Raw genomic sequence first — 21,904 nt, 5'->3', positions numbered from 1 at the left:
CCACGCGGCTGACAGATAAGCGGCCAACAGATCAGCAAGCGACCGATCAACAAGCAACGGATAAGTGCCGCCCAGGCTCCGCGATACGTAACCGCCTGTTACCCCGCGAATATGTACCCCCGCAGGTCACCGATGACCAAACCCCGCGACAACCCGCGCCCACGCCGCTACGATAAGAACATAGACACACCACCGACGGTGACAGTCGGGTGAGACCAACGGAAAGGACGACCCGTGACTACCCCCTACGACGCATCCCCCTACCTGCAGGAATCACCCTACCTCAACGAATCCGCCTACCTTCACGGCGAAGCGCCCGAGGGCCTCAGCCCCCTCGTGCGCCTCATCCTGATGCGCCGCTACGGCGTGTACGTCTTCACCGACCTGGACGGCCCCTACTACCGCTCGAACTACTCGAGCATTAACGACCTGCACCACTCCGGCGCATTCGACACCGACCTGGGGCGAGTATCCGTCCTGAGCAATTGCGGTCTGACCCTCAGCCCTGAGTCCCTCGCCCAGGCGCTGAACGCCAGCGCCAACGAATTTGCCCTGTTCGCGACTATCTGGTCCTACGAATACGGGTACCGTCCCGGCCGCGTATTCCGCCGCGACTTTGATCTGCGCGCCCTGACGCTCACCGACGAGCAGCGCTACACCGAGCAGATCATGCACTACCTCTCCAACCCGTACTACAACCCGGACGGCACCGAGCGCATCCTTGGCGGCCTGCCCGAGAACTACGTGCCCTACGAGTGGCAGCAGCCGATGAGCCGCTCCAACTTCACCAGCATGGAACGCAACCGCCGACCCCTGCAGATGGTCAGCGGCGTGCAGAACGCCCTGATCATGGCGGGTGCCCTCTACCAGCAGCTGCTCGGTCAGCAGCAGGCGTACAACCAGACCGACCAGCGCGACCTTGTGGCGTTGCGTCGTTTCCTCGCCCAGCATGACGCGCTGCCGGTTGCCCGACCGGAGAACACCAGTCGTGAAAACCGCGTGTTCATCGCCGCCTGCTTGCACCCCGAAGACGCTGAGCACCTGCGCACCATGAAGGAGCCGCTCGCCCTCGCCGCCGCCTACTCGCGCCTGCGTTACAACGGCACGGTGGGGGACCTGAGCCTGAGCATCGCGCCGCGCCTGAAGCTGCACCGTAGCGAACGCACCCGCATCGCGCACCTGCTCAACCGGGTACTGGAGACTGACCCGGTTGGTGCCCGCTACGACAGCGCACCCGCCGCCGAAATGTACAAGCGCCTCGTCAAGGCGATTCACCCCGGCGACTACCCGTCACTGACCGCGCTGAGCCGCTGGGCTGACGACCTGTACCGCAGCGAGGTGTACAGCTTCGAATCGCTGGTGGACCGCGCCTACGCAACCCGGGATGCGCAGAACGTGGCACGTTTGCTCTCGACCCGTCCCGGCGTGTTTGCACGCCAGCTGGTGCGCGCCCTGGATGCTTTCGAGGTGCCCCGCTACGGTATTGATACCGCACCGAGTCCCGGCCAGCAGGTCATCTTTGACGCATTTGCCGCCGTGGCGCCGCGCGTTTCCGCGCCCATCCTGGTGCAGATCCGCAACCTGGTGGCCCTGCAGCGCAACGCGCTCGCGAACCCGCCGAAGGAGCGCCCCGCCAACCCGGTGGCGGCGCAGGAGGACCGGGAGCTCGCCGACTATGCGCGCCGCAACCCGGAAGGTGTCGCGAGAGTTCAGAACCTCATGCAGAACGCGGGCATCCCGAACCCGCTGGGCTCGTTCTTCGACCGTAACGCCGGCCTGTCTAACCCGCACACCTCTGTCCCCGAGAGCCCGCGAAACACTCAGCGTGCCGCGGCTTCCACTCAGAAGGCTGAGCCTGCCGCCCCGCAGCGCATGAACCTGTCCAAGACCGGTATCGCCACCATGATTCCGGCGCGCGAGTACAGTCCGGCGGTGCTGGACCTGCTGGAGCGCCTGGTCGAGATTGGCCTGTCCGGCCGTCTTGCCGAGACTTCCATCTACCTGCCCGACGAGGTGGGCGATACAATCATGCCGCTGAACACACGCAGTGCCCGCCCCTCCCTGGACGGTATGGGCCGCTACAACACCTCGACGGTGCACCTGCCGCCCACCGGCGTGATTCGCCTCTTCTGCTTCTGGGATGAGGGCGTGGACATTGACCTGTCGCTGATGATGTTCGACGCCGAAGGCAACTACATGGACAAGATCAGCTACTGGTCGCAGACCGTGAAGAACAGCCAGGGCGCCATTTACGCGCACCACTCCGGCGACATTACGGACGGTACCGGAGGCGCCTGGGAGTACATCGACATTGAGGCTCGCAAGGCGCTCAAGGCGGAGGTGTGCTACCTCGTGCCGGTGGTGCAGCTGTACTCCGGCTTCGGGGAGGCACACACCCTGGCCGCGGTGAACGACCTGCAGGCGGGCTTCATGGTGGTGCCCGCCGTAGGTGTGGGTGAGGTGCATGAGGTGAGCCAGGTGCACACCAAGTTCACCTTGCGCGCTGAGAGCCGCGGCGTGCTGCCGTTCATCGTGGACCTGCAGAACCGCGACCCGTACGACATCCCGGAGGAGACCGACGCCATCGTGAAGGTGACGGATATTGGTCTTGCCCACGGCATTAACGTGCTGCAGTCTGGCGCGAACATCACCGCCGTGCGTGAGCACTTTGACTGGGCGCAGCCCATGACGGTGCGCGAGTACCTGCAGCTGACCGGCGCGAAGCTCACCCCGAGCCCCGAGGAGGCGCAGCAAGTGCTGGAGGCGACGGTTCCGTCGCTGGCGGCACTGTACGTGGGCTTTGAGAGCGAAGCGGAGGAAGCCCAGCCGCAGGCACAGCAGCTGAAGAATTAGAAACCGCAGAATCCTGCCGCTGCTGAACAGTAGGCGGGCAGTAGGCGAGCGTAGCAAAGAGTGGAGCCCCGGATAGTCGAAACTATCCGGGGCTCCACCCTTTTGTCATGTCATAACATTTTAGAATCTTCGTTGGATGATGAAGACGTATTGGTTTACTTAGGCGACTGCCTCGAGCTGTTGGCTCACGTACTGGTTCAGGCTCTGGTGAGAAAGCGCTGCCTGCTGAACCAGACGACGATGCAATTGCGGTGAAACACGTAGGTTGAATCGTCCCGAGAAGGAACGCAGGGAGAACGGCTCGGGTGCCTCGCGGCCGTCTTCTTCAAGGATTTCGAGGGTATCGGCGACGACTTCTCGAATACCTGCGAATGCCTCGGTAGAGGTTGGGGCCAGGTATGAGAGGCTGGGGAATTCGGCGACGGTTCCGACAAATTCCTGGTCGTCTTCAGACCACTCGACGCGATAGGTGTAAAGCTCTTGGCGGGGGAGAGTGTTAGTCATCGTTATTCTCCAGTTTTCGAATGGCTGCTAGAACCTGCTTGACTTGGTATTTCTTTGCTTTACCAGAGTTTCCCTGTTGAATGTTGACAATAGGGTCACCATGCCAGGGCGTGCTGTAGTAGTGGTGAGATCCGCGGATACGCGGCGCTCCAAAGAAATGGGTGCATACCTTTTGAAGTTGAGTGAAAGTAACGTTTTGAGGGCTGGCGGCCATCTTCGCGACTAAATCTTCAATACTCGGCATACTTAATGGTACCACTTCTAGTACCATTTCGGACTGGTTTAGAACCATAGAGAAAAGCCCCGGATAGTCACCTATCCGGGGCTCCACTCTTTAATCTTGATGCAGTTAGAACTGATTCAGAACCGAACCTTACGGGCGGTTCTCAGGAGCCAGCGACTCCTCAGTAGCAAAAATCAGGGTCTGCTTCTTACCGCGCGCACCCACCGCCGGGGTCTCCAGCAGCAGCTCCGCGTTCAGATCCTCAGCGTCCAGCTTCGCGCCAGCCAGAAGGCGGCTGGTCGCATCCTGCTTATCCTCACCGGTGATGAGGAAGAACACGTGACGCGAATTATTGATAATCGGGAGGGTCACCGACACACGCTCAGCCGGTGGCTTCGGCGAATCGGACACCATCACGGTCACAGCCTTACCGCCCTCAACCGGATCCTCCGGCAGACCGGTACCCAGCAGAACCTGCTTACGGCCCGGGAACAGAGAAGCAATATGACCATCCGGGCCCATGCCCAGCAGGGTGATGTCAAAGACCGGTGCGGGCCACTGGCCACCGCCACCACCGCAGCCTCCGCCGCCGCATCCGCAACCACCTGCGGGCTCAGCAGCCTCAGCGTCGAAGTCTTCCAAAGTGGTCTCTTCGATGGACTGCTCGGGTGCGGAAGAACCGCAACCGCCGCCACCACAACCACAGCCGCCGGAGCCGCCGTGCTTGTGACCTGCGCCGCCACCGTGACCGCCAGCCAGCGGCAGTTCGGTTGCGCCCTCGGGCATCTGCACGCTCACAGCCGGTGCGGAACCGGCGTAGTCGCGCATCTCAAAGGCGTAGTGCTCTGCGGCAGCCTCAAGGCCGGTGAAAATATCGGACGGGCCCATGCGGTGCACATTGCCCACAACCAGGCCGTGCGAGAGCAGGGGAGCGAGCAGTGCCTCAATAGCCTGGCCGTCATTACGTTCGGGGCTGCGTTCGGGCACGTAACGCTCATCGGAGAACCAGAAGTGCACGCGGGACCAGTCGATATCCTTCACGCGCTCGTTCTCAGCCCACGCCTTCAAGGTGGCGATACCCATCGTGCCGCCGGTCAGCGAAATGTGGGCGATGGTGCGCTCAGAGAGCACATGCTCAATGATGTCGAGGATGCGAGTCACCGCGTCCGCTGCGAGAGCCTCGCGGGTCGGGTGCGCCACCAGGGTGGGGGTGGATGCGCCCATGTTCTGAATCTTAGGCATCGAAAACCTCCGGGTATTCTTCGAGATCCAGCATGTCTTCAGGCTGGCAGGTGTCATCGACGAGGGTGACGGTGCACAGCGCCTGTTTCAGCACGTCACCGTAGGTGTCGTCCGGGTCGAGGCGGCGCAACTCCTCAGAGATGCACTCGGCGAGGGTACGCACCGGCAGCGCAATCTGCTGGTCGGGTGCGTACGGGGTGGAGATGGTTGCCACGGAAATGCCGGGGCGGAACATCGTCACGGAACCGTCTTCACGCTCAATGCTGACGCGGTACAGGCCGCGGTTTGCCGCACCAATGGTGGCGAGGTGTACGGGCGCTTCAAGCTTCCAGCCGAGCCACGTACCGAGCAGTACCACGGACGGGGACTTGCCCGAACCCCACACAACCACGCGGCGTACGGGGGAGGAAGGCATCTGCTCCATGAGCGCTGCCAGCTGGGTGCGCCACAGGGTGAGGCGGGTCCACGCCAGGTCGGTGTCGCCTGCACGGAATACGTCGGTGAGCTTGCGCAGTGCTTCCTTCGGGTCGTCGGCGCGTGCAGAGTCGGTAATGCGACGCTGCGCGATACGACCGATGGAGTGCTGTGCCGGGTTCTCGGGCACCGAGTGCGGCCACCAGACCACAATCGGGGAGTCCGGCAGCAGCAGACCGGAGATCAGTGCTTCGGTCGGGCGAGATGCGCTACCCCAGCCGCGCAGAACAATCATCTCGGATGCACCGGTGTCGCCGCCCAGGTGGATTTCTGCATCCAGCTGGTCAGGGTCGAGCGGGTCGTGGGAGATGTGCATGATAATGCGGCTCGGGTGTTCGTGGGAGGCACGAATTGCGGCGCGCATCGCTTCGCGGGAGTGGCCCTTTTCCGCGAGGACAACGAGGGTGAGTACTCGTCCGCTGCTGAGGCTACCGTTGGCTGCAGCCAGGTTGCTCAGTTCCTTGTTGATGGCGGAAACGGTGGTGTTATGCAGGTGCGAGATCACGGGCGCCTCCAAGCGCGGTTGTCACGCTCAAGCATCTCGTGTGCTGAACGCGGACCCCACGAACCGGACTCGTAGGGTTCAGGCTTAATGCGGTTTTCTTCCCAGTACTCTTCGAAGGGGTCGAGAATCTTCCAGGAGAGCTCAACTTCTTCGTGGCGGGGGAACAGCGGCGGTTCGCCGAGCAGAACGTCCAGGATGAGGCGTTCGTAGGCTTCGGGGGACTCTTCGGTGAAGGAATGGCCGTAGCCGAAGTCCATGTTGACGTCGCGGATTTCCATCTGGGTGCCGGGGACCTTCGCTGCGAAGCGGATGGTCATACCCTCATCGGGCTGCACACGAATAACGACGGCGTTCTGGCCTGCCTGCTGGTTTTCGCTTTCGCCGAAGAGACGGTCGGAGGACTTCTTGAAGACCACGGCGATTTCGGTAACTCGGCGGCCCAGGCGCTTGCCGGCGCGCAGGTAGAAGGGGGTGCCTTCCCAGCGGCGGTTTGCGATGGACACCTTCAGCGCTGCAAAGGTTTCGGTGCGGGAGTCTGCGGGGATGTCGTTTTCGTCGAAGAAGCCGTTGACGTGCTCGCCGCCCTGGTAGCCTGCGGCGTACTGGCCGAGCGCGAAGGAGTTCGGCAGGTCGTCGATGCGGACTGCTTCGAGGACCTTCGCCTTCTCGGCGCGCAGGTGCTTAGCATCGAGGCTGAGGGGTTCTTCCATGGCGGTGAGGGCGAGCAGCTGCAGCAGGTGGTTCTGGATGACGTCGCGGGCCGCACCCACGCCGTCGTAGTAGCCTGCGCGGGAGCCGATGCCGATGTCTTCTGCCATGGTGATCTGGACGTGATCCACGTAGTGGGAGTTCCAGAGGGGTTCGAACATCTGGTTGGAGAAACGCATCGCCAGGATATTCTGAACGGTTTCCTTGCCCAGGTAGTGGTCGATTCGGAACACGGCGTCGGGCGGGAAGACTGCCTCCACGATGGAGTTCAGTTCGCGTGCGCTTTCAAGGTTGTGACCGAAGGGCTTCTCAATGACCACGCGGCGCCAACCGTCGACGGGGTTGATGGTGTCGTTATCGCGGGATGCGAGGTCGTGTTCGGCGAGCTTGGTGAGGACCTGCTCGAATGCCTTCGGGGGAATCGACAAGTAGAAGGCGTGGTTGCCGTGAGCGCCACGCTCGTCGAGTTCGGCGAGGGTGCTCTTGAGCTGTTCATAGGCTGCGTCGTCGTCAAAGGCACCTACGACGAATCGCATGCCCTGCTGGAACTGGTTCCATACGTCTTCGCGGAAGGGGGTACGGGCGTGTGCTTCAACGGATTCGCGTACGTAGGAGCGGAAATCGTCATCGCTCCAGGGGCGGCGGCCGAAGCCGACAAGGCCGAAGCTCGGGGGGAGCAAACCGCGGTTCATGAGGTCATACACTGCCGGAAGCAGCTTCTTGCGGGCCAGGTCACCGGTTACGCCAAAGAAGACGAGCGCGGACGGCCCCGCAATGCGGGTAATGCGGCGGTCGCGAGTGTCCCTGAGGGGGTTCGCTTCATGACCGATAGTCACAATATATTCCTTTGATTGCCTTGGTTGGTTCGTGCGGCGCGCGGTTCGTACCTTGTCGCGCGGAGGCGATGCCGCATTCTGGAAGGTGTGTACCCTGTATTGTACCGGTTTTGACGGGATTGTCTCAGTGGCACCCTAATTCGCCGAGATTCCCTGGGACGCCCCGGGCGGTGAAGCCCTGCGGGAACCCTGGCGAAAATCCCGGTCAGAATCTCTACGAGAATCCCGGCGGATTGGTGCTGTGCCCACAATATGTTGGGCGTGCATATCGGTTGGTGTGCGTCGGGTGGTGCACACCGGGAACGCATTGGTCATGCGCTATATTTCAGCGGCTGCTGAACTTCAGTGGCTTCCGAATTTCAGCAGCTGTAGATTCGGCTGTGTCGCCTGGTTTTACTTAGCCTGCTCGAGTGCTTCGCGGACGGTCTGCAGCAGCTCTTCCCAGGAGACGTCGAACTTGGACAGGCCCTCAACCTCGAGCTTTTCCACGACCTCCGGGTAGGAGACGTGAACGGAGATAGCGTCCAGAACGTTGTTGGACTCGGAGTAGTTCGGCACGATGGTGTTGCCGGTAACCTCGCCGTGATCGGCAACAGCGTTCAGGGTTGCCTCGGGCATGGTGTTCACGGTGTTGGGTGCGACCAGGCCGGTGACGTACAGGGTGTCCGGCAGCGAGGGGTCCTTCACACCGGTGGATGCCCACAGCGGGCGCTGTACGTTTGCGCCGTGTGCCTGCAGGCGTGCCCAACGCTCGGAGGAGAACATTTCCTCGAACACCTCGTAGGCGAGGCGTGCGTTTGCCAGGCCTGCCTTGCCCTTGAGCTGCACAGCGTCGCCGCCGGCAGCTTCGAGGCGTGCATCGATTTCGGTGTCTACGCGGGAGACGAAGAAGGATGCGACCGAGTGGATGGTGGACAGGTCCTTACCGTTCTCCAGCGCCTGCTCCAGGCCGAGCATGTAGGCGTTGATGACCTCGCGGTAGCGGGTCAGGGAGAAGATCAGAGTCACGTTCACGCTGATGCCAGCAGCCAGGGTTTCCGCGATGGGGCGCAGGCCTTCCTGGGTTGCGGGGATCTTAATCATGACGTTTTCGCGGCCCACGCGCTCGTAGAGTTCACGTGCCATCTTGGCGGTGCCTTCGGCGTCGCGTGCCAGGCGGGGGTCAACCTCGATGGAGACGCGGCCGTCAAAACCGTTGGATGCCTTGTAAACGGGTGCAAACACGTCGCAGGCTGCGCGCACGTCGTCGCAGGTTGCGGCGAAGACTGCCTCTTCAACGCTTGCGCCGGCGGCGGCAAGTTCACGCATCTGCTCGGCGTATGCGGCGCCCTTGGAGAGCGCGCCAGCGAAGATGGTGGGGTTGGTGGTCACACCGACGACGTTGTGGGTCTTGATGAGTTCGGCGAGGTTGCCGCTGGTCAGACGCTCACGGGAGAGGTCGTCAAGCCAGATGGAGACGCCGGCGTCGGAAAGCTTCTGAGTGGACTCAGACATGTGAAAACCTTCGATTCTTTGTCGAAATTGAAATTTGAGATATCAGTGAAATCTTCTGGGCGGCGGGAGGCTCCGGCTGAGCGGTCAGCCGGAGCCTACCCGTTGCGTCCGCACCCCACCCGTACAGGGGGAGCGCAGTGTGCGCGGCAGTTACCGCGGCGTTGTTACTGCCTACTTAGCGGCGTCGATGGAATCCTTAGCGGCGGCCACGACAGCCTCCGCAGTGATACCGAATTCGCGGTACAGGGTCTTCGCATCGGCGGATGCACCGAAGTGCTCGATGGATACGGCGCGGCCGGCGGTGCCGAGCAGGTCGTACCAGCTCATCGCCAGGCCAGCCTCGACGGAGACGCGGGCTACAACCGAGGAGGGCAGAACCGACTCGCGGTACTCTGCGTCCTGCTCAGCGAACCACTCACGCGAGGGCATGGAGACCACGCGAGCCGCGATGCCCTGCTCTGCGAGGGTTGCGCGAGCCTGAACAGCGAGCTCAACCTCGGAGCCGGTAGCGATCAGGATGACGTCCGGGGTGCCCTCGGTGTCAGCCATGATGTAGCCGCCGCGTGCGGTGCCCTCAGCGGAAGCGAACTTCTCACCCTCAGCGTCTGCGTGCACGTCTTCACGAGCCCAGACGGGCAGGTTCTGACGGGAGAGCACGATACCTGCGGGGCGGTCGGACTTCTCCAGGATGGTGCGCCATGCGACGGCGGTTTCGTTAGCGTCCGCGGGGCGAACCACGTCGAAGCCGGGGATAGCGCGCAGAGAGGAGAGGTGCTCGATCGGCTGGTGGGTGGGGCCGTCCTCGCCCACACCAATGGAGTCGTGGGTCCACACGTACAGTGCGGGAACGCCCATCAGCGCGGAGAGACGAACAGCCGGACGCTGGTAGTCGGAGAACACGAAGAAGGTGCCCGAGAACGCGCGGGTCGGGGAGGAGAGCACGATGCCGTTGACGATGGCTGCGGCAGCCTGCTCACGAATACCGAAGTGCAGCACGCGACCGTAGGGGTTCGCGGTCCAGTCTTCGGTGCTGTGCGATGCCGGGTTGAAGGACTCTGCACCCTTGATGGTGGTCAGGTTCGAGCCGGCGAGGTCAGCGGAGCCGCCCCACAGTTCGGGGAATGTGTCAGCGATAGCGTTGATGACGGTGCCGGACGCCGCGCGGGTTGCCACGGAGGTGCCAGCCTCGAACACAGGGAAGGCAGCCTTGTAGTCTGCGGGCAGTTCGCCTGCGACGAGGCGCTTGTACAGTTCGGCGCGCTCGGGGTTAGCCTTGGCCCAGGCCTCGAACTTCTCGTCCCATGCCTTGTGTGCCGCAGCACCGCGCTCAACGAGCTGACGGGTGTGTGCCAGCACGTTCTCCTCGATGAAGAAGCTCTTGGCGGGGTCGAAGCCGAGCACCTCCTTGGTTGCGGCGACCTCTTCAGCACCGAGCTTGGAGCCGTGCACTGCGCCGGTGTTCTGCTTGTGCGGTGCGGGGTAGCCGATGATGGTGCGCAGCTCGATGAACGAGGGCTTGTCCGTGACGGCCTTCGCGCGCTCGATGGCGGCGTACAGCTCGGCGACGTCCTCGACGTACTCGCCGGTGCGGGTCCAATCCACGCGCTGAACGTCCCAACCGTAGGACTCGTAGCGCTTGGCCACGTCCTCGGTGAAGGCGACGTCGGTGTCTTCCTCAATGGAGATGTGGTTGCGGTCCCAGACGACAATCAGGTTGCCGAGCTCCTGGTGACCTGCGAGCGCGCACGCCTCGGCGGTCACGCCCTCCTGCACGTCACCCTCGGAGGCGATGACGTAGACGTGGTGGTCGAAGGGGGAGGTGCCCGGCGCTGCTTCGGGGTCGAACATACCGCGCATACGGCGCTGTGCGTAGGCGAAGCCAACGGCGGATGCCAGGCCCTGGCCGAGCGGGCCGGTGGTGATTTCTACGCCCTTGGTGTGCTTGTATTCGGGGTGGCCGGGGGTGAGGGCACCCCAGGTGCGCAGGGCTTCTAGGTCCTTCATTTCCAGGCCGTAGCCGCCGAGGAACAGCTGAGTGTACAGGGTGAGGGAGGTGTGGCCGGGGGAGAGGATGAAGCGGTCACGACCTTCCCAGCGGTCGTCGGAGGGATCCTGGTTCATGACCTTCTGGAAGAGCAGGTAGGCGACCGGCGCCAGGCTCATTGCGGTGCCGGGGTGGCCGGATCCGACCTTTTCTACGGCGTCTGCGGCGAGGATACGTGCGGTATCTACGGCGCGCTGGTCGGTTTCTGTCCACTGGAAGTTCTCTGCCACGTGGGTGTCCTTTCACAACGTGAGTGGATGCGCCAGCAGGCGTGTGCTAGCGCGCTGTTCATCGGGTGTAACGTGCCTTCGGGGGCGCTTATTCCCGCGCCGGTAGGTACCCGGGTAGGTGCCTTGGTAAGTACCCGGTAGGTGCGGGGAGCCTGGAGGTTTGTTTCGACCCTTTCGTTTTAACAGGATAGTTCACTGGGCGGAAGTATCCGGTGTGTGAATGCAGACATTCACAGGGTGATACGGGGCTGAGATGGAGAAAAAAGCGACGCTACAACGCGGGCTCCGCGGATTTCGCGGTGCACGTTTGAGCTGTGTTTCTGAGCTATGCGCTGAATATTGTTCAGTAACGTAACAATTTTTGTGTAAGTGGTGAAGCTCATGTTAAGGTTGAGCAGGAAGGTTGTAGACCGAAACAGTGGTTGGGTCGGTCTGCATCTCGGTGATTGAAGCCCCTCCTCCGCGTAAGAACCGTTGATTATCTTACTGTGGTGGTGAGATAAAAGGTTCTGGAGGAGGGTGCTTTCTTTTAGTCTCGGACCGTGCACTTTGTGCGTGGTTGAGACTAAAGGTTTGTGTTATATGTATGGGCGCCGGATATGATCGGAACATATCCGGCGCCCGTCTTTTAATTTGCGATGAGAAGAAGCTCTGTCTGCTCTTGCACTGTCTGCGCTTGCACTGTCTGTATTTGTGCTGCCTCTAGTCGGACCACTTGAACTTACGTGAGGCAACAAACCCAATGACCACGGTCCACACAATGAGGACCCAGTGCGGGTCGGCAAGCCACTGATGCTGAATGAAGTTACCGCGCAACGCATCACCCAGAGCCGCCGAGGGCGACCACGCCACAATTCCGGCGTACCAGTCGGGGAAGGACTTCAACGGGAACACCACGCCGCCGGCACCGGCAAGAATGACCCAGGCAATATTCACGATGGCGAGGGTCGCCTCCGCGCGCACCGTACCGGCAATGAGCAGGCCCAGCGCCGTAAATGCGCCAGCACCCATGATCATCGTGATGATGGAGCGGGAGACGGCGATAGCGTCCGGGCGCCACCCCAGGCCGTACCCCAGAACCGCCACCAGGGTGAACTGAATCGCCACGACCACCAGCACCGCAATGCACTTGCCCATAATCAGGCCGTTACGGCCCAGGGGAGTGGTCGCCAGGAACCGCAGCACGCCGTAGCGGCGATCAAAACCGGTGGCAATGCCCTGGCCGGACAGCGCCGTAGAAATCACGCAGAGCGCCAGAACGCCGGGGACCGCCGCGTCCATGCGGGAGACCCCGACCGAGTTCGCGTACTCATCAATCAGGCCGGTAAACCGCAACGCAATGAGTGCCATGACGGGAAAAATAATGTTGAGCATCAGCTGCTCGCCGTTGCGGAGCATCGCCATCGTCTCGTAGCGGCCCTGCTCGATTACGCGCACGAGCGGGTAGTTCGCGCGCGGGGGAATGTACTCCTCATCTTCGTCAATAGAAGAGACCTTGGGGCGGGTGTCTACGGCGGAACGGGTGTTCGCGGCGCGTTCTTCCATTCGGTTCCCTTCCGCTCGGCTCTCTTCTGCAGGCTTTTCTTTTACTTGGTTTTCTGTTGCCCGGTTGTTGGCCGCCCGGTTGTTGTTAGTGCGTGCGGTGTTGCTCATCGGATATCACGTCCTGAAATGTCGAGGAAGACATCCTCAAGAGTCTTCGGTTCCATGGTGAGAGAAATCGGCATGAGGTAACGTTCGGCGAGCGCTGAGGTGAACGCCGCCAGGTGCTCGGGGCGTAGTGCGCCGACCAGCTCATACGCGCCGGGCACGGAGGGTGCGCCGTCACGAGCCGGGGTGTAGGGCACCTTCTCGATGAGCTCCACACCGGCACGCAGATGTGCGGGCAGCAGTTGCTCACGGGTGGGGGTGGGTGCATCCAGTGTGTACTGCAGGCGGTTCGTGCCGTCGCTGGCGATGAGCTCGGAGACGGTACCTTCCTGAACCGTGGCGCCGTTTTCAATGATGTAGACGTAATCGGCGAGCTTCTGCGCGTCATCAATCAGGTGCGTGGTGAGCACGATTGCGGTGCCAAGTTCACGCTGTTCACGAATGATGTCGAAGACGACGTTGCGGGATTGCGGGTCCAGGCCCGCGGAGGGCTCGTCGAGGAAGAGCACGTCCGGGCGGCCGATGAGGGCGGCGGCGAGGGAGACGCGCTGCTTCTGACCACCCGAGAGGCGGCGAATCGTAGTGCCGTTGAAGGCATCAATGCCGAGGCGTTCTGCGAGCTCTTCGACCGGGTACGGGTCGGTGTACATGGTCGAGATGTGCTCGAGTAGCGGAATGGGGTGCATGGCGTTGGGCAGGCCGCCGTCCTGGAGCATAATGCCGACCTTGGCGCGCAGCTCCGGGTCCGCCTGCAGCGGGTTTTCACCAAGGAGGCGCACGGTACCGCGGGTGGGTTTGAGTAGGCCCTGGGCGCAGGCGAGGGTCGTGGTTTTGCCGGCACCGTTGGCTCCGAGGAGGACGACCACTTCACCGGGGAAGACGCGCAGGTTGACCTTGTTGACGGCGCGGTAGAGCCCGCTGGCGGTGAGCCGTTCGGGGTATTTGGTGCGGAAGGCGCGTGAGGGTTTGAACTCTTTGATGAGGTCTTTAATGGTGAGCGCCGGTTCTTCGGTGACGATGCGTCGTCGTGCGGTGGGTGAGGCGCTGGGCTCCGTGTGGTGCTCAGTGTGTGCCGTTGGTACGGCGGATGCACGCCCAGGGTGGTCCTGCTGGCCCGCGGTGGTGGTCTCCATAGACAGTCACTTTCGATTTTTTCGATGATGAGCGTGTGTGTGCCCCCTTCATCTTATGCCCTAACTCACGTCTAAGGCACGCTCGTTACGACTCAAAAGTTCACTTTAAGGTAGAAAAGTTAGCAAGTAGGGGTACCTAACTAGCCAAAGAAAAACTAATTAGGACATACTTTACTTGTGTATTCCGTGAATAAGACCCCTCAGCGCGCCTCAACGAACGAGGCGCAGACCCGAAACGGCACCCGAACCGCCGCATCGGGCTCTACTGGTGCTTCCAGTACAAAGTCCTCCGCGGCACGCACATCCAAGCGCAAAGCCGAGGCAGAAGAACGCACCAGGGACCGCGTCCTGCGTGAAGTCCTCAATAACGGCCCCGTATCCGCAGCAACCCTCGGTGAGCTCCTCAGCCTCACCCCCGCAGCGGTACGCCGCCACCTCGACGCCCTCGAATCCAACAACATGATCGAGGTCGCACCCATCAAAAAGCACGGCGCCGGAGCTGGACGACCCGCCCGCCGCTACGTGATCGCCCCCCAGGGCCACGAACGCCTCGGCAACGACTACCTAATCATTGCCCGCAATGCCCTGCAAATGCTCCGCGACACGGTTGGTCAGGAAGCCCTCGAAGCTTTCGCCTCCGCCCGCGCCGCAGAAATGGAAGCCCGCTACCGACCCGTCGTAGAAGCCGCCGGTGACGATGTGGCAGCCAGAGCGCAGGCGCTCGCAGAGGCAATGAGTAAGGACGGTTTCGTGGCGACCGCTCAGGTCACCGCGCCTCCTGCAGGACGAACTGTTCCCGAGCATTTTCTGGCAAGTATTCAGCTCTGTCAGGGTCACTGCCCGGTGCGCGACCTTGCTGGAGACTTCCAAGTGTTCTGCGAGCAGGAAACCGGGATTATTTCTGACCTGCTCGGCGTTGATGTCCGTAGGCTTTCAACCATGGCTTCGGGCGCTCACGTGTGTACCACGCACGTGCCCCTGAACCGTATCACCGCCGAGAGCGAGAAGAACGCAGAAGAACCTTCCGCGTAACGCTTACCGCAGTACGCAGCGGCGCACCCCGATGCCCCCCTCAAGGGTGCGACCCGCACGCTGAAACCCGCCCGCAACCACACCACGTACACCGCATCACGCATTGTGGTTGAGTGCGGCATCAGCCCCCTCAACTACCGCGCCTGCAACCGGCAGGTGGCGGCGAGAAATGTAATAACCATCGAAGAAAGGCCGTAATGACTGAGAAAGTTGGGCAGAACGCCAACGACACCGTCATTTCAGAGATCCTGGAGATGAACCCCGAACTCGAGGGCATTGGCAACTACGAGTACGGTTGGGCAGACTCCGACGAAGCAGGCCAGGTAGCAAAGCGCGGCCTGGACGAGAACGTCGTGCGCGACATCTCTGCAAAGAAGAACGAACCCCAGTGGATGCTGGACATGCGTCTGAAGGCGCTGAAGTTCTTCGAGCGTAAGCCCATGCCCACCTGGGGCGCGGATCTTTCCGAAATTGACTTCGACAACATCAAGTACTTCGTGCGTTCGACCGAGGGTCAGGCGACCTCTTGGGAGGAACTGCCCGAGGACATCCGCACCACCTACGAGCGTCTGGGCATTCCCGAGGCGGAGCGTAACTCCCTCGTCGCGGGTGTGGCCGCACAGTACGAGTCCGAGGTCGTGTACCACCAGATTCGCGAGGACCTGGAGAAGCAGGGCGTGATTTTCGTCGACACCGACACCGGTCTGCGCGAGTACCCCGAGCTGTTCAAGGAGTACTTCGGCTCCATCATCCCGATTGGTGACAATAAGTTCTCCGCGCTGAACACCGCCGTGTGGTCCGGTGGTTCCTTCGTGTACGTTCCCCCGGGAGTTCACGTTGAGATTCCGCTGCAGGCGTACTTCCGTATTAACACCGAGAACATGGGCCAGTTCGAGCGCACCCTGATCATCGCTGACGAGGGCTCCTACGTTCACTACATCGAGGGCTGCACCGCCCCCATCTACAAGTCCGACTCCCTGCACTCCGCAGTGGTTGAGATCGTGCTGAAGAAGAACGCCCGCGTTCGCTACACCACGATTCAGAACTGGTCGAACAACGTCTACAACCTGGTGACCAAGCGCGCTGTTGCGCACGAGGGTGCCACCATGGAATGGGTGGACGGCAACATCGGTTCGAAGGTCACCCAGAAGTACCCCGCCGTCTACATGGTCGGCGAGCACGCCAAGGGTGAGACCCTGTCCATCGCATTCGCTGGCGAGGGCCAGCACCAGGACACCGGTTCGAAGATGGTTCACATTGCACCGAACACCTCCTCGACCATTGTGTCGAAGTCCGTGGCCCGTAACGGTGGCCGTAGCGCTTATCGTGGCCTGGTTCAGGTGCGCGAGGGTGCTAAGCACTCCAAGTCCTCCGTGGTGTGTGACGCCCTGCTGGTGGACACCATCTCCCGTTCTGACACCTACCCCTACGTGGACGTGCGCGAGGACGATGTGACCATGGGTCACGAGGCGACGGTTTCCCGCGTCTCTGAAGACCAGCTGTTCTACCTGATGCAGCGTGGCCTGAGCGAAGAAGAAGCAATGGCGATGATTGTTCGCGGCTTCGTTGAGCCTATTGCCCGCGAGCTGCCGATGGAGTACGCACTCGAACTGAACCGCCTGATCGAACTTCAGATGGAAGGATCTGTGGGCTAATGCCGACCAACGAAGAAACTCTGGGTTACCACTCCCCGATCATCCCCGGTATGGACCAGGAGGGCGAGAAGCTCGCCACCGAGTTCGCCCACGATGACACCCTGTACCGTGCCACCGAGGCACACCACCAGGGCTCCAACCCGAACAACATCCAGAAGGTGCTGGAGGCATCCCGCGCCGAGCGTAAGACCTCCTACAACGTGGAGGACTTCGCTCCGCTGACCGGCCGTGAAGAGGATTGGCGCTTCACCCCGCTGAAGCGTCTGGGTGGCCTGCACCTGGAGAAGCTGACCGGCACCGCACCGGCACCGAAGGTGACCGCACCCGAGCAGGTCAAGGTTGAGACCGTCTCCCGCGAGGACGAGCGCATCGGCTCCGCCGGTGTTCCCGAGGATCGCGTGGCGGCTAACGCCTGGTCCAGCTTCTCCGAGGCAACCGTGGTGACCATCCCCGCCGAGGCCGAGCTGTCCGAGCACGTCGAGATTGATATCGACGGCACCGGCAACGAGCCCGCCGCCCAGCACATCGTGATTGAGGCTAAGCCCTTCTCGAAGGCCGTCGTGGTCATCCGCCACACCGGCTCCACCGTGCTCGCACAGAACATCGAGTTCGTGGTGGACGACGAGGCCGAGCTGAACGTCGTGTCCGTCCAGCAGTGGGCTGACGACGCCATCCACACCTCCGCACAGTACGCTAAGCTGGGCCGCAACTCCCGCTTCAAGCACGTGGTGGTTTCCCTCGGTGGCGACCTGGTGCGCGTGACCCCCTCGACCAAGTTCACCGCTCCCGGCGCCGAGACCGAAATGTACGGCCTGTACTTCGTGGATGCCGGCCAGCACATTGAGTCCCGTCTGTTCGTGGACCACTCCGTGCCCAACTGCAAGTCCCGCGTGACCTACAAGGGCGCGCTGCAGGGTAAGGGTGCACACTCGGTGTGGGTTGGCGACGTTCTGATTGGTAAGGACGCTGAAGGCACCGACACCTACGAGCTGAACCGTAACCTGCTGCTGGAAATTGGCCCCCGCGCCGACTCCGTGCCGAACCTGGAGATTGAGACCGGCCTGATTGAGGGCGCCGGTCACGCATCCACCACCGGCCAGCTCGATGAGCAGCACCTGTGGTACCTGCAGGCTCGCGGTATTCCGGAGGCTGAGGCCCGCCGTCTGGTGGTGCGCGGCTTCCTGAACGAGGTCATTCAGCAGATTCGCGTTCCCGAACTTGAAGAGCAGCTCACCGAGGCCCTTGAGGCAGAGCTCGCACTCAGCAACAACTAAGCTTTACCAGGAGAAATAATGTCTACTCTTGAAATCAAGGACCTTCACGTCTCGGTCATCCTCGATGACGAAACCACCAAGCCCATCCTCAAGGGCGTTAACCTGACCATCAACTCGGGCGAGATTCACGCCATCATGGGCCCCAACGGTTCCGGTAAGTCCACCCTGGCTTCCACCATCGCCGGCCACCCCAAGTACCAGGTTGATTCCGGCCAGATTCTGCTGGACGGCCAGGACATCACCGAGATGAGCGTTGACGAGCGTGCCCGCGCTGGCCTCTTCCTCGCAATGCAGTACCCGGTTGAGATTCCCGGCGTGACCATGTCGAACTTCCTGCGCTCCGCAAAGACCGCAGTGGACGGCAAGGCTCCCTCCCTGCGTACCTGGACCAAGGACGTTAAGGAAGCCATGAAGAACCTGGAGATTGACCCCGACTTCATCTCCCGTAACGTGAACGAGGGCTTCTCCGGTGGTGAGAAGAAGCGCCACGAGATTCTGCAGCTCGAGCTGCTCAAGCCCAAGTTCGCCATTCTCGACGAGACCGACTCCGGCCTGGACGTCGACGCTCTGAAGATTGTGTCCGAGGGCGTGAACCGCGCTCACGAGGCTAACGACATGGGCGTCATGCTGATTACCCACTACACCCGCATCCTGCGCTACATCAAGCCGCAGTTCGTGCACGTGTTCGTGGACGGCAAGATGGTTGATCAGGGCGGCCCCGAGCTGGCTGACCGCCTGGAAGAAGAGGGCTACGTCTCTTACGTGGGTAAGAAGTAACCTGCTTTCCGTCACCGGATTCGACAAGAAAGATTGAACTATGACTGAGACTGTGCAGGGTCGTGTTCCTCAGGAAGATATTGAGGAAGCCCTCAAGGAGGTCATTGACCCGGAGCTCGGCGTCAACATTGTTGACCTCGGCCTGCTCTACGGTCTGCGCTGGGATGAGGACGGTACCCTCATCCTGGATCTGACCCTCACCACCGCAGCCTGCCCGCTGCAGGAAGTGATTGAGGAGCAGGTGCAGGCCAACCTGGAGAACGTGGTGGATTCCTGGCGTGTGAACTGGGTTTGGATGCCGCCGTGGGGTCCGGAGCGTATCACCGAGGACGGCCGCGACATGATGCGCGCGCTGGGCTTCAACATCTAAGCTCCTAGACGCTGAATAGACACCCGCCGGGTGTGGAGAGCATATACTCTCCGCACCCGGCGGGTGTTTTTATGTTGTTAAAAATTAGGGCAAAGACCTAGCGCTATGTTTTGTAGGCTGAGGATTATGCGGTGACAACAAGGATAGATTTTTTATTGATAATTAGGACAATTTGACTGGGGGGGGGGTCCAAGTATGATTCCTTGTGAATCATACACTCACGTCATACTAGGCTCCTCATGCAACGGCCGCTTGAGGACGCCGAAAGGAAATCATGGCACAAAAGATTATCGCCGCTGACGGTTCTGTCTACGTTAAGAAGAAGCCCTTCTACCTCCGTTGGTGGTTCATCACTCTCGTTATTCTTGTTCTTCTTGGTGGTTGCGCTTCGGTGATGGGTGGTGGCTCCAGCAAGTCTACGAGCGCTTCTTCATCTTCGGCGGCTGCCGATTCTTCTGCCGTTGCTGAAGCTTCTCAGGAATCTGGCGGTGAATCTTCCTCTGCAGGCGCGGCAGAACCCAACACGAAGCAGAACGATAACAACGTTCCCACCGAATATAAGTCTGCTTTGAAGAAGGCTGAATCGTACTCTCGCACCATGCACATGTCTAAGCAGGGTATCTATAACCAGCTCACCAGTGAATTTGAGAAGTTTAGCCCCGAGGCGGCCCAGTACGCTGTGGACAACGTGAAGGCTGACTGGAACGCAAATGCCCTGGAGAAGGCTAAGAGCTACCAGAAGACGATGAGTATGTCTCCCGAGGCAATTCGTTCTCAGCTGACTTCTTCGATTGAAGGATTCACCGAGGAAGAGGCCGATTACGCAGTCTCCCATCTGAACTAATTCAACAGATAATTTAGAAGCCGCCCGGTGCGTGGATACAGTATCCACACACCGGGCGGCTTTGTTATGCTCCGAGACGCTATTCGCCGCGGCTAGACAGGTTACTCGCCCAGGCCCAGAAGCTCCAGCGAGTGCTCGTACTTGATGTGCAGGCAGGAGCGGGTCGGCTCGTCCAGCTTTGCCAGACGGTGCGGGTCCAGGTTGTCCATGATGTCGGCGCGCTTCACCAGGCGGGCCAAATCGTTGGCGCGCACGCGTCCCAGGTACGAAACGCGCGACTCACCGGGGCGGCGGGTCAGCGCCTCGACGGCGTCCACAATCTGAGGGGAGAAGTAGCGAGCCAGGTAGGGCAGCGACACTCCGGTATCTTCCACCGTGTCATGCAGCAGGGCGACAATCTGTACCTCAGCCTTCAGCTCCTCCAGGGAAGTGTCGGGAGAGGTCGAGGATGCCATCTCAGAAACGAGCTTGCGTGCCCCCAGGGCAACACGACGAGGGTGAGAGATGTAAGGCCAGCCGTTGCGGTCCGTCTGTCCCTCATGCGCCTTATCAGCGATGCTGTCTGCCAGGCGAATCATCTCTTTGTAGTAGCTATTCGTCACGAGAACCTCCGTTGGTTACGACTCGATCAATTGACGCTACCGGCTATATAAACCGAGGTATAGATAGCTGGTACCCCTACTGTACGGCACCCTGTCAAATACCACCAGAGAAACGCCATAAGAGCGCGTAAATACGTAAATATGACGGGCTAGCCGGGAGAATCGGGAAGCTTATCGCCCGCACCTGACGTTGGGTATCATTCCAGGGAAGATGCGCTCGAGGGCGGGAGGCGCTGTGCGCGAAATTTGCGAGCGCTCGGGAACGAACGCGGGCGCGGGGTCGGGCGGCCCAACCGGGCGCCGGCTCAGTCCCGCTCGGTAGGCCCCCGCGACGGGGGAGCACGACCCGCCCTTTCGTCTCAGCAGCCGACCAAAAAATTCCAAACTTTTTTCGGAAGATTTGTTCGCCGAAACCGCCCAATACAACGAACGTTTAGACCCGTTTGGACCTCACCGATAGCAGCTCATCAAACGAAAAAAACGCGCGATTCGGAGGGGTGCTCCGGGGCACTAAAAACCCCCTTTTTTCCCCGGAAATAAGCGCTAAACTTGGGGTAACCAAACATCGGAGAACACCATGGCAGAGCTCTACGAGCGCTTCGTCGCCCTGTATCCCTACCCCCACGAGCGAATCCGCCACGGCGCCCCACGAGCCGAACTCAACCGGCGATACCTCGAACACCTCTACGAGGGCAAGAATAAGGGAATAACCCCCATCGTGGTTGCCCTTGACTCCACCCTGCTCGGGACCATTGAGAACAACGTATCCATACGCACCTCAACACCCGTCGGGGAGATTACTGCCGACACGATTCAGCAGTACGCGGTTGGGCTCCTCGTGGCCCAGCACGAACACCTGCGACAGGTTGGCGTGGAGCGGGCCGCGCACGAGGCTTTCCGGAGCCTCAACGAGACCACCTACCTGAACGTCTACCGGCACCTCATGGAACACGGTGAGCTCAGCGAGGAAGACCTCAACGCACCGCTGGACGCGGAATACCCCTTCGAGCTGACCGCCGGGGTCCTCAATGAGAAGGTCAAGGCCACCGATATCGAGCGGGCCTCCGAACTTCTCATCGTGGACATGCCGGTTCAGGTTGCTTCCGACGTCTTCGCGTACTTCCCCTTCGGCGGCTGGGACGTCAGCCCTGCCCCCGAAACCATGCTGGCCATCGCCCGCTACTGGCTGGAACGCGACGACGCCTACCCGGCGGTCATCGCGGCCGAATTCATCGAGTTCTACACGCCGGTTCCCGTGACCACCCGCCGCGACGCCGAGATTCTGGCGGTCGAGCACACGATGGTCTCCTCGGCAATGCCGGTGCGCGTCTACCGCGGCTTTGACAAGCTCGTGGAGGCACTCTACGGCCAGCACGACTGGTACCTGTGGTGGGAGCAGCTCCCGGCGGCAGTGGTCGTCGAGACGCCCTAAAGGCGGCTGAACTCAACCCGGG

At 61.3% G+C, this 21,904-nt stretch carries 18 protein-coding genes; 8 read left to right on the top strand and 10 right to left on the bottom strand.

The annotated features are described in order from the left end of the window. Positions 1 to 234: 234 nt before the first annotated feature. Positions 235 to 2,853, top strand: coding sequence for a hypothetical protein (locus HMPREF2879_RS08215; RefSeq protein ID WP_070635255.1), 2,619 nt, complete (start codon positions 235 to 237; stop codon positions 2,851 to 2,853). A gap of 159 nt (positions 2,854 to 3,012) precedes the next feature. Here HMPREF2879_RS08215 and HMPREF2879_RS08210 read toward each other — a convergent pair whose 3' ends face one another. The 9 genes from HMPREF2879_RS08210 to HMPREF2879_RS08170 form a co-directional block, all read right to left on the bottom strand. Next, on the bottom strand, positions 3,013 to 3,357 hold the full coding sequence (locus HMPREF2879_RS08210) for a type II toxin-antitoxin system HicB family antitoxin (protein ID WP_070635253.1): 345 nt from the start codon (positions 3,355 to 3,357) through the stop codon (positions 3,013 to 3,015). Then, positions 3,350 to 3,601 carry a toxin HicA gene (locus tag HMPREF2879_RS08205; protein WP_049337750.1) on the bottom strand — a complete coding sequence of 84 codons (252 nt, stop codon included), beginning with the start codon at positions 3,599 to 3,601 and terminating at the stop codon, positions 3,350 to 3,352. Before HMPREF2879_RS08205 ends, HMPREF2879_RS08210 begins: the two co-directional genes overlap by 8 nt. 129 nt (positions 3,602 to 3,730) lie before the next feature. Beyond that, the gene (locus HMPREF2879_RS08200; RefSeq protein WP_049357007.1) at positions 3,731 to 4,822 is read right to left on the bottom strand and encodes a 6-phosphogluconolactonase; all 1,092 of its coding nucleotides are present in this window, start codon (positions 4,820 to 4,822) and stop codon (positions 3,731 to 3,733) included. Continuing rightward, positions 4,815 to 5,801, bottom strand: coding sequence for a glucose-6-phosphate dehydrogenase assembly protein OpcA (locus tag HMPREF2879_RS08195; RefSeq protein WP_070635251.1), 987 nt, complete (start codon positions 5,799 to 5,801; stop codon positions 4,815 to 4,817). Before HMPREF2879_RS08195 ends, HMPREF2879_RS08200 begins: the two co-directional genes overlap by 8 nt. Next, entirely contained in the window at positions 5,798 to 7,345 is a 1,548-nt protein-coding gene (gene zwf, locus HMPREF2879_RS08190) for a glucose-6-phosphate dehydrogenase (protein ID WP_070635249.1), read from the bottom strand. Before zwf ends, HMPREF2879_RS08195 begins: the two co-directional genes overlap by 4 nt. A gap of 393 nt (positions 7,346 to 7,738) precedes the next feature. After that, on the bottom strand, positions 7,739 to 8,839 hold the full coding sequence (gene tal / locus HMPREF2879_RS08185; protein ID WP_070506337.1) for a transaldolase: 1,101 nt from the start codon (positions 8,837 to 8,839) through the stop codon (positions 7,739 to 7,741). A gap of 171 nt (positions 8,840 to 9,010) precedes the next feature. Continuing rightward, entirely contained in the window at positions 9,011 to 11,113 is a 2,103-nt protein-coding gene (gene tkt, locus HMPREF2879_RS08180; RefSeq protein WP_070635247.1) for a transketolase, read from the bottom strand. 702 nt (positions 11,114 to 11,815) lie between these two features. Then, positions 11,816 to 12,766, bottom strand: coding sequence for an ABC transporter permease (locus tag HMPREF2879_RS08175; RefSeq protein ID WP_049353109.1), 951 nt, complete (start codon positions 12,764 to 12,766; stop codon positions 11,816 to 11,818). Beyond that, the gene (locus HMPREF2879_RS08170; protein ID WP_049356997.1) at positions 12,763 to 13,896 is read right to left on the bottom strand and encodes an ABC transporter ATP-binding protein; all 1,134 of its coding nucleotides are present in this window, start codon (positions 13,894 to 13,896) and stop codon (positions 12,763 to 12,765) included. Before HMPREF2879_RS08170 ends, HMPREF2879_RS08175 begins: the two co-directional genes overlap by 4 nt. Positions 13,897 to 14,073: 177 nt before the next feature. On the opposite strand from HMPREF2879_RS08170, the gene HMPREF2879_RS08165 reads away from it, so the two are divergent. The 6 genes from HMPREF2879_RS08165 (at position 14,074) to HMPREF2879_RS08140 (ending at position 19,848) form a co-directional block, all read left to right on the top strand. Continuing rightward, the gene (locus HMPREF2879_RS08165) at positions 14,074 to 14,928 is read left to right on the top strand and encodes a helix-turn-helix transcriptional regulator (RefSeq protein ID WP_070635245.1); all 855 of its coding nucleotides are present in this window, start codon (positions 14,074 to 14,076) and stop codon (positions 14,926 to 14,928) included. A gap of 197 nt (positions 14,929 to 15,125) precedes the next feature. Beyond that, entirely contained in the window at positions 15,126 to 16,583 is a 1,458-nt protein-coding gene (gene sufB, locus HMPREF2879_RS08160; protein ID WP_070635243.1) for a Fe-S cluster assembly protein SufB, read from the top strand. Next, on the top strand, positions 16,583 to 17,857 hold the full coding sequence (gene sufD, locus HMPREF2879_RS08155) for a Fe-S cluster assembly protein SufD (protein WP_049342816.1): 1,275 nt from the start codon (positions 16,583 to 16,585) through the stop codon (positions 17,855 to 17,857). The genes sufB and sufD overlap by 1 nt, the downstream gene beginning before the upstream one ends. 18 nt (positions 17,858 to 17,875) lie before the next feature. After that, on the top strand, positions 17,876 to 18,634 hold the full coding sequence (sufC, locus tag HMPREF2879_RS08150; RefSeq protein WP_049334152.1) for a Fe-S cluster assembly ATPase SufC: 759 nt from the start codon (positions 17,876 to 17,878) through the stop codon (positions 18,632 to 18,634). A gap of 40 nt (positions 18,635 to 18,674) precedes the next feature. After that, entirely contained in the window at positions 18,675 to 19,004 is a 330-nt protein-coding gene (locus HMPREF2879_RS08145; RefSeq protein ID WP_049342815.1) for a metal-sulfur cluster assembly factor, read from the top strand. A 274-nt stretch (positions 19,005 to 19,278) separates the two neighbouring features. Beyond that, positions 19,279 to 19,848 carry an Ltp family lipoprotein gene (locus tag HMPREF2879_RS08140; RefSeq protein ID WP_070635241.1) on the top strand — a complete coding sequence of 190 codons (570 nt, stop codon included), beginning with the start codon at positions 19,279 to 19,281 and terminating at the stop codon, positions 19,846 to 19,848. 101 nt (positions 19,849 to 19,949) lie between these two features. On the opposite strand, the gene HMPREF2879_RS08135 is transcribed toward HMPREF2879_RS08140, so the two are convergent. Further along, a complete protein-coding gene (locus HMPREF2879_RS08135) occupies positions 19,950 to 20,450 on the bottom strand; it encodes an HD domain-containing protein (protein ID WP_049346998.1) in 501 nt (166 codons plus the stop codon). 577 nt (positions 20,451 to 21,027) lie between these two features. On the opposite strand from HMPREF2879_RS08135, the gene HMPREF2879_RS08130 reads away from it, so the two are divergent. Then, on the top strand, positions 21,028 to 21,882 hold the full coding sequence (locus HMPREF2879_RS08130; protein ID WP_049346994.1) for a DUF4253 domain-containing protein: 855 nt from the start codon (positions 21,028 to 21,030) through the stop codon (positions 21,880 to 21,882). Positions 21,883 to 21,904: the final 22 nt, after the last annotated feature.

Source organism: Rothia sp. HMSC069C04, assembly GCF_001812895.1.
GTDB lineage: Bacteria > Actinomycetota > Actinomycetes > Actinomycetales > Micrococcaceae > Rothia.
This window is presented reverse-complemented; position numbering and strand designations above follow the sequence as displayed.

Coding starts and splice junctions, on each gene's coding strand:
- HMPREF2879_RS08140 (WP_070635241.1), top strand. CDS start 19,279: ATGGCACAAAAGATTATCGCCGCTGACGGTTCTGTCTACGTTAAGAAG.
- HMPREF2879_RS08200 (WP_049357007.1), bottom strand. CDS start 4,822: ATGCCTAAGATTCAGAACATGGGCGCATCCACCCCCACCCTGGTGGCG.
- HMPREF2879_RS08205 (WP_049337750.1), bottom strand. CDS start 3,601: ATGCCGAGTATTGAAGATTTAGTCGCGAAGATGGCCGCCAGCCCTCAA.
- tal (WP_070506337.1), bottom strand. CDS start 8,839: ATGTCTGAGTCCACTCAGAAGCTTTCCGACGCCGGCGTCTCCATCTGG.
- HMPREF2879_RS08210 (WP_070635253.1), bottom strand. CDS start 3,357: ATGACTAACACTCTCCCCCGCCAAGAGCTTTACACCTATCGCGTCGAG.
- sufD (WP_049342816.1), top strand. CDS start 16,583: ATGCCGACCAACGAAGAAACTCTGGGTTACCACTCCCCGATCATCCCC.
- HMPREF2879_RS08145 (WP_049342815.1), top strand. CDS start 18,675: ATGACTGAGACTGTGCAGGGTCGTGTTCCTCAGGAAGATATTGAGGAA.
- sufB (WP_070635243.1), top strand. CDS start 15,126: ATGACTGAGAAAGTTGGGCAGAACGCCAACGACACCGTCATTTCAGAG.
- HMPREF2879_RS08175 (WP_049353109.1), bottom strand. CDS start 12,766: ATGAGCAACACCGCACGCACTAACAACAACCGGGCGGCCAACAACCGG.
- sufC (WP_049334152.1), top strand. CDS start 17,876: ATGTCTACTCTTGAAATCAAGGACCTTCACGTCTCGGTCATCCTCGAT.
- HMPREF2879_RS08170 (WP_049356997.1), bottom strand. CDS start 13,896: ATGGAGACCACCACCGCGGGCCAGCAGGACCACCCTGGGCGTGCATCC.
- HMPREF2879_RS08130 (WP_049346994.1), top strand. CDS start 21,028: ATGGCAGAGCTCTACGAGCGCTTCGTCGCCCTGTATCCCTACCCCCAC.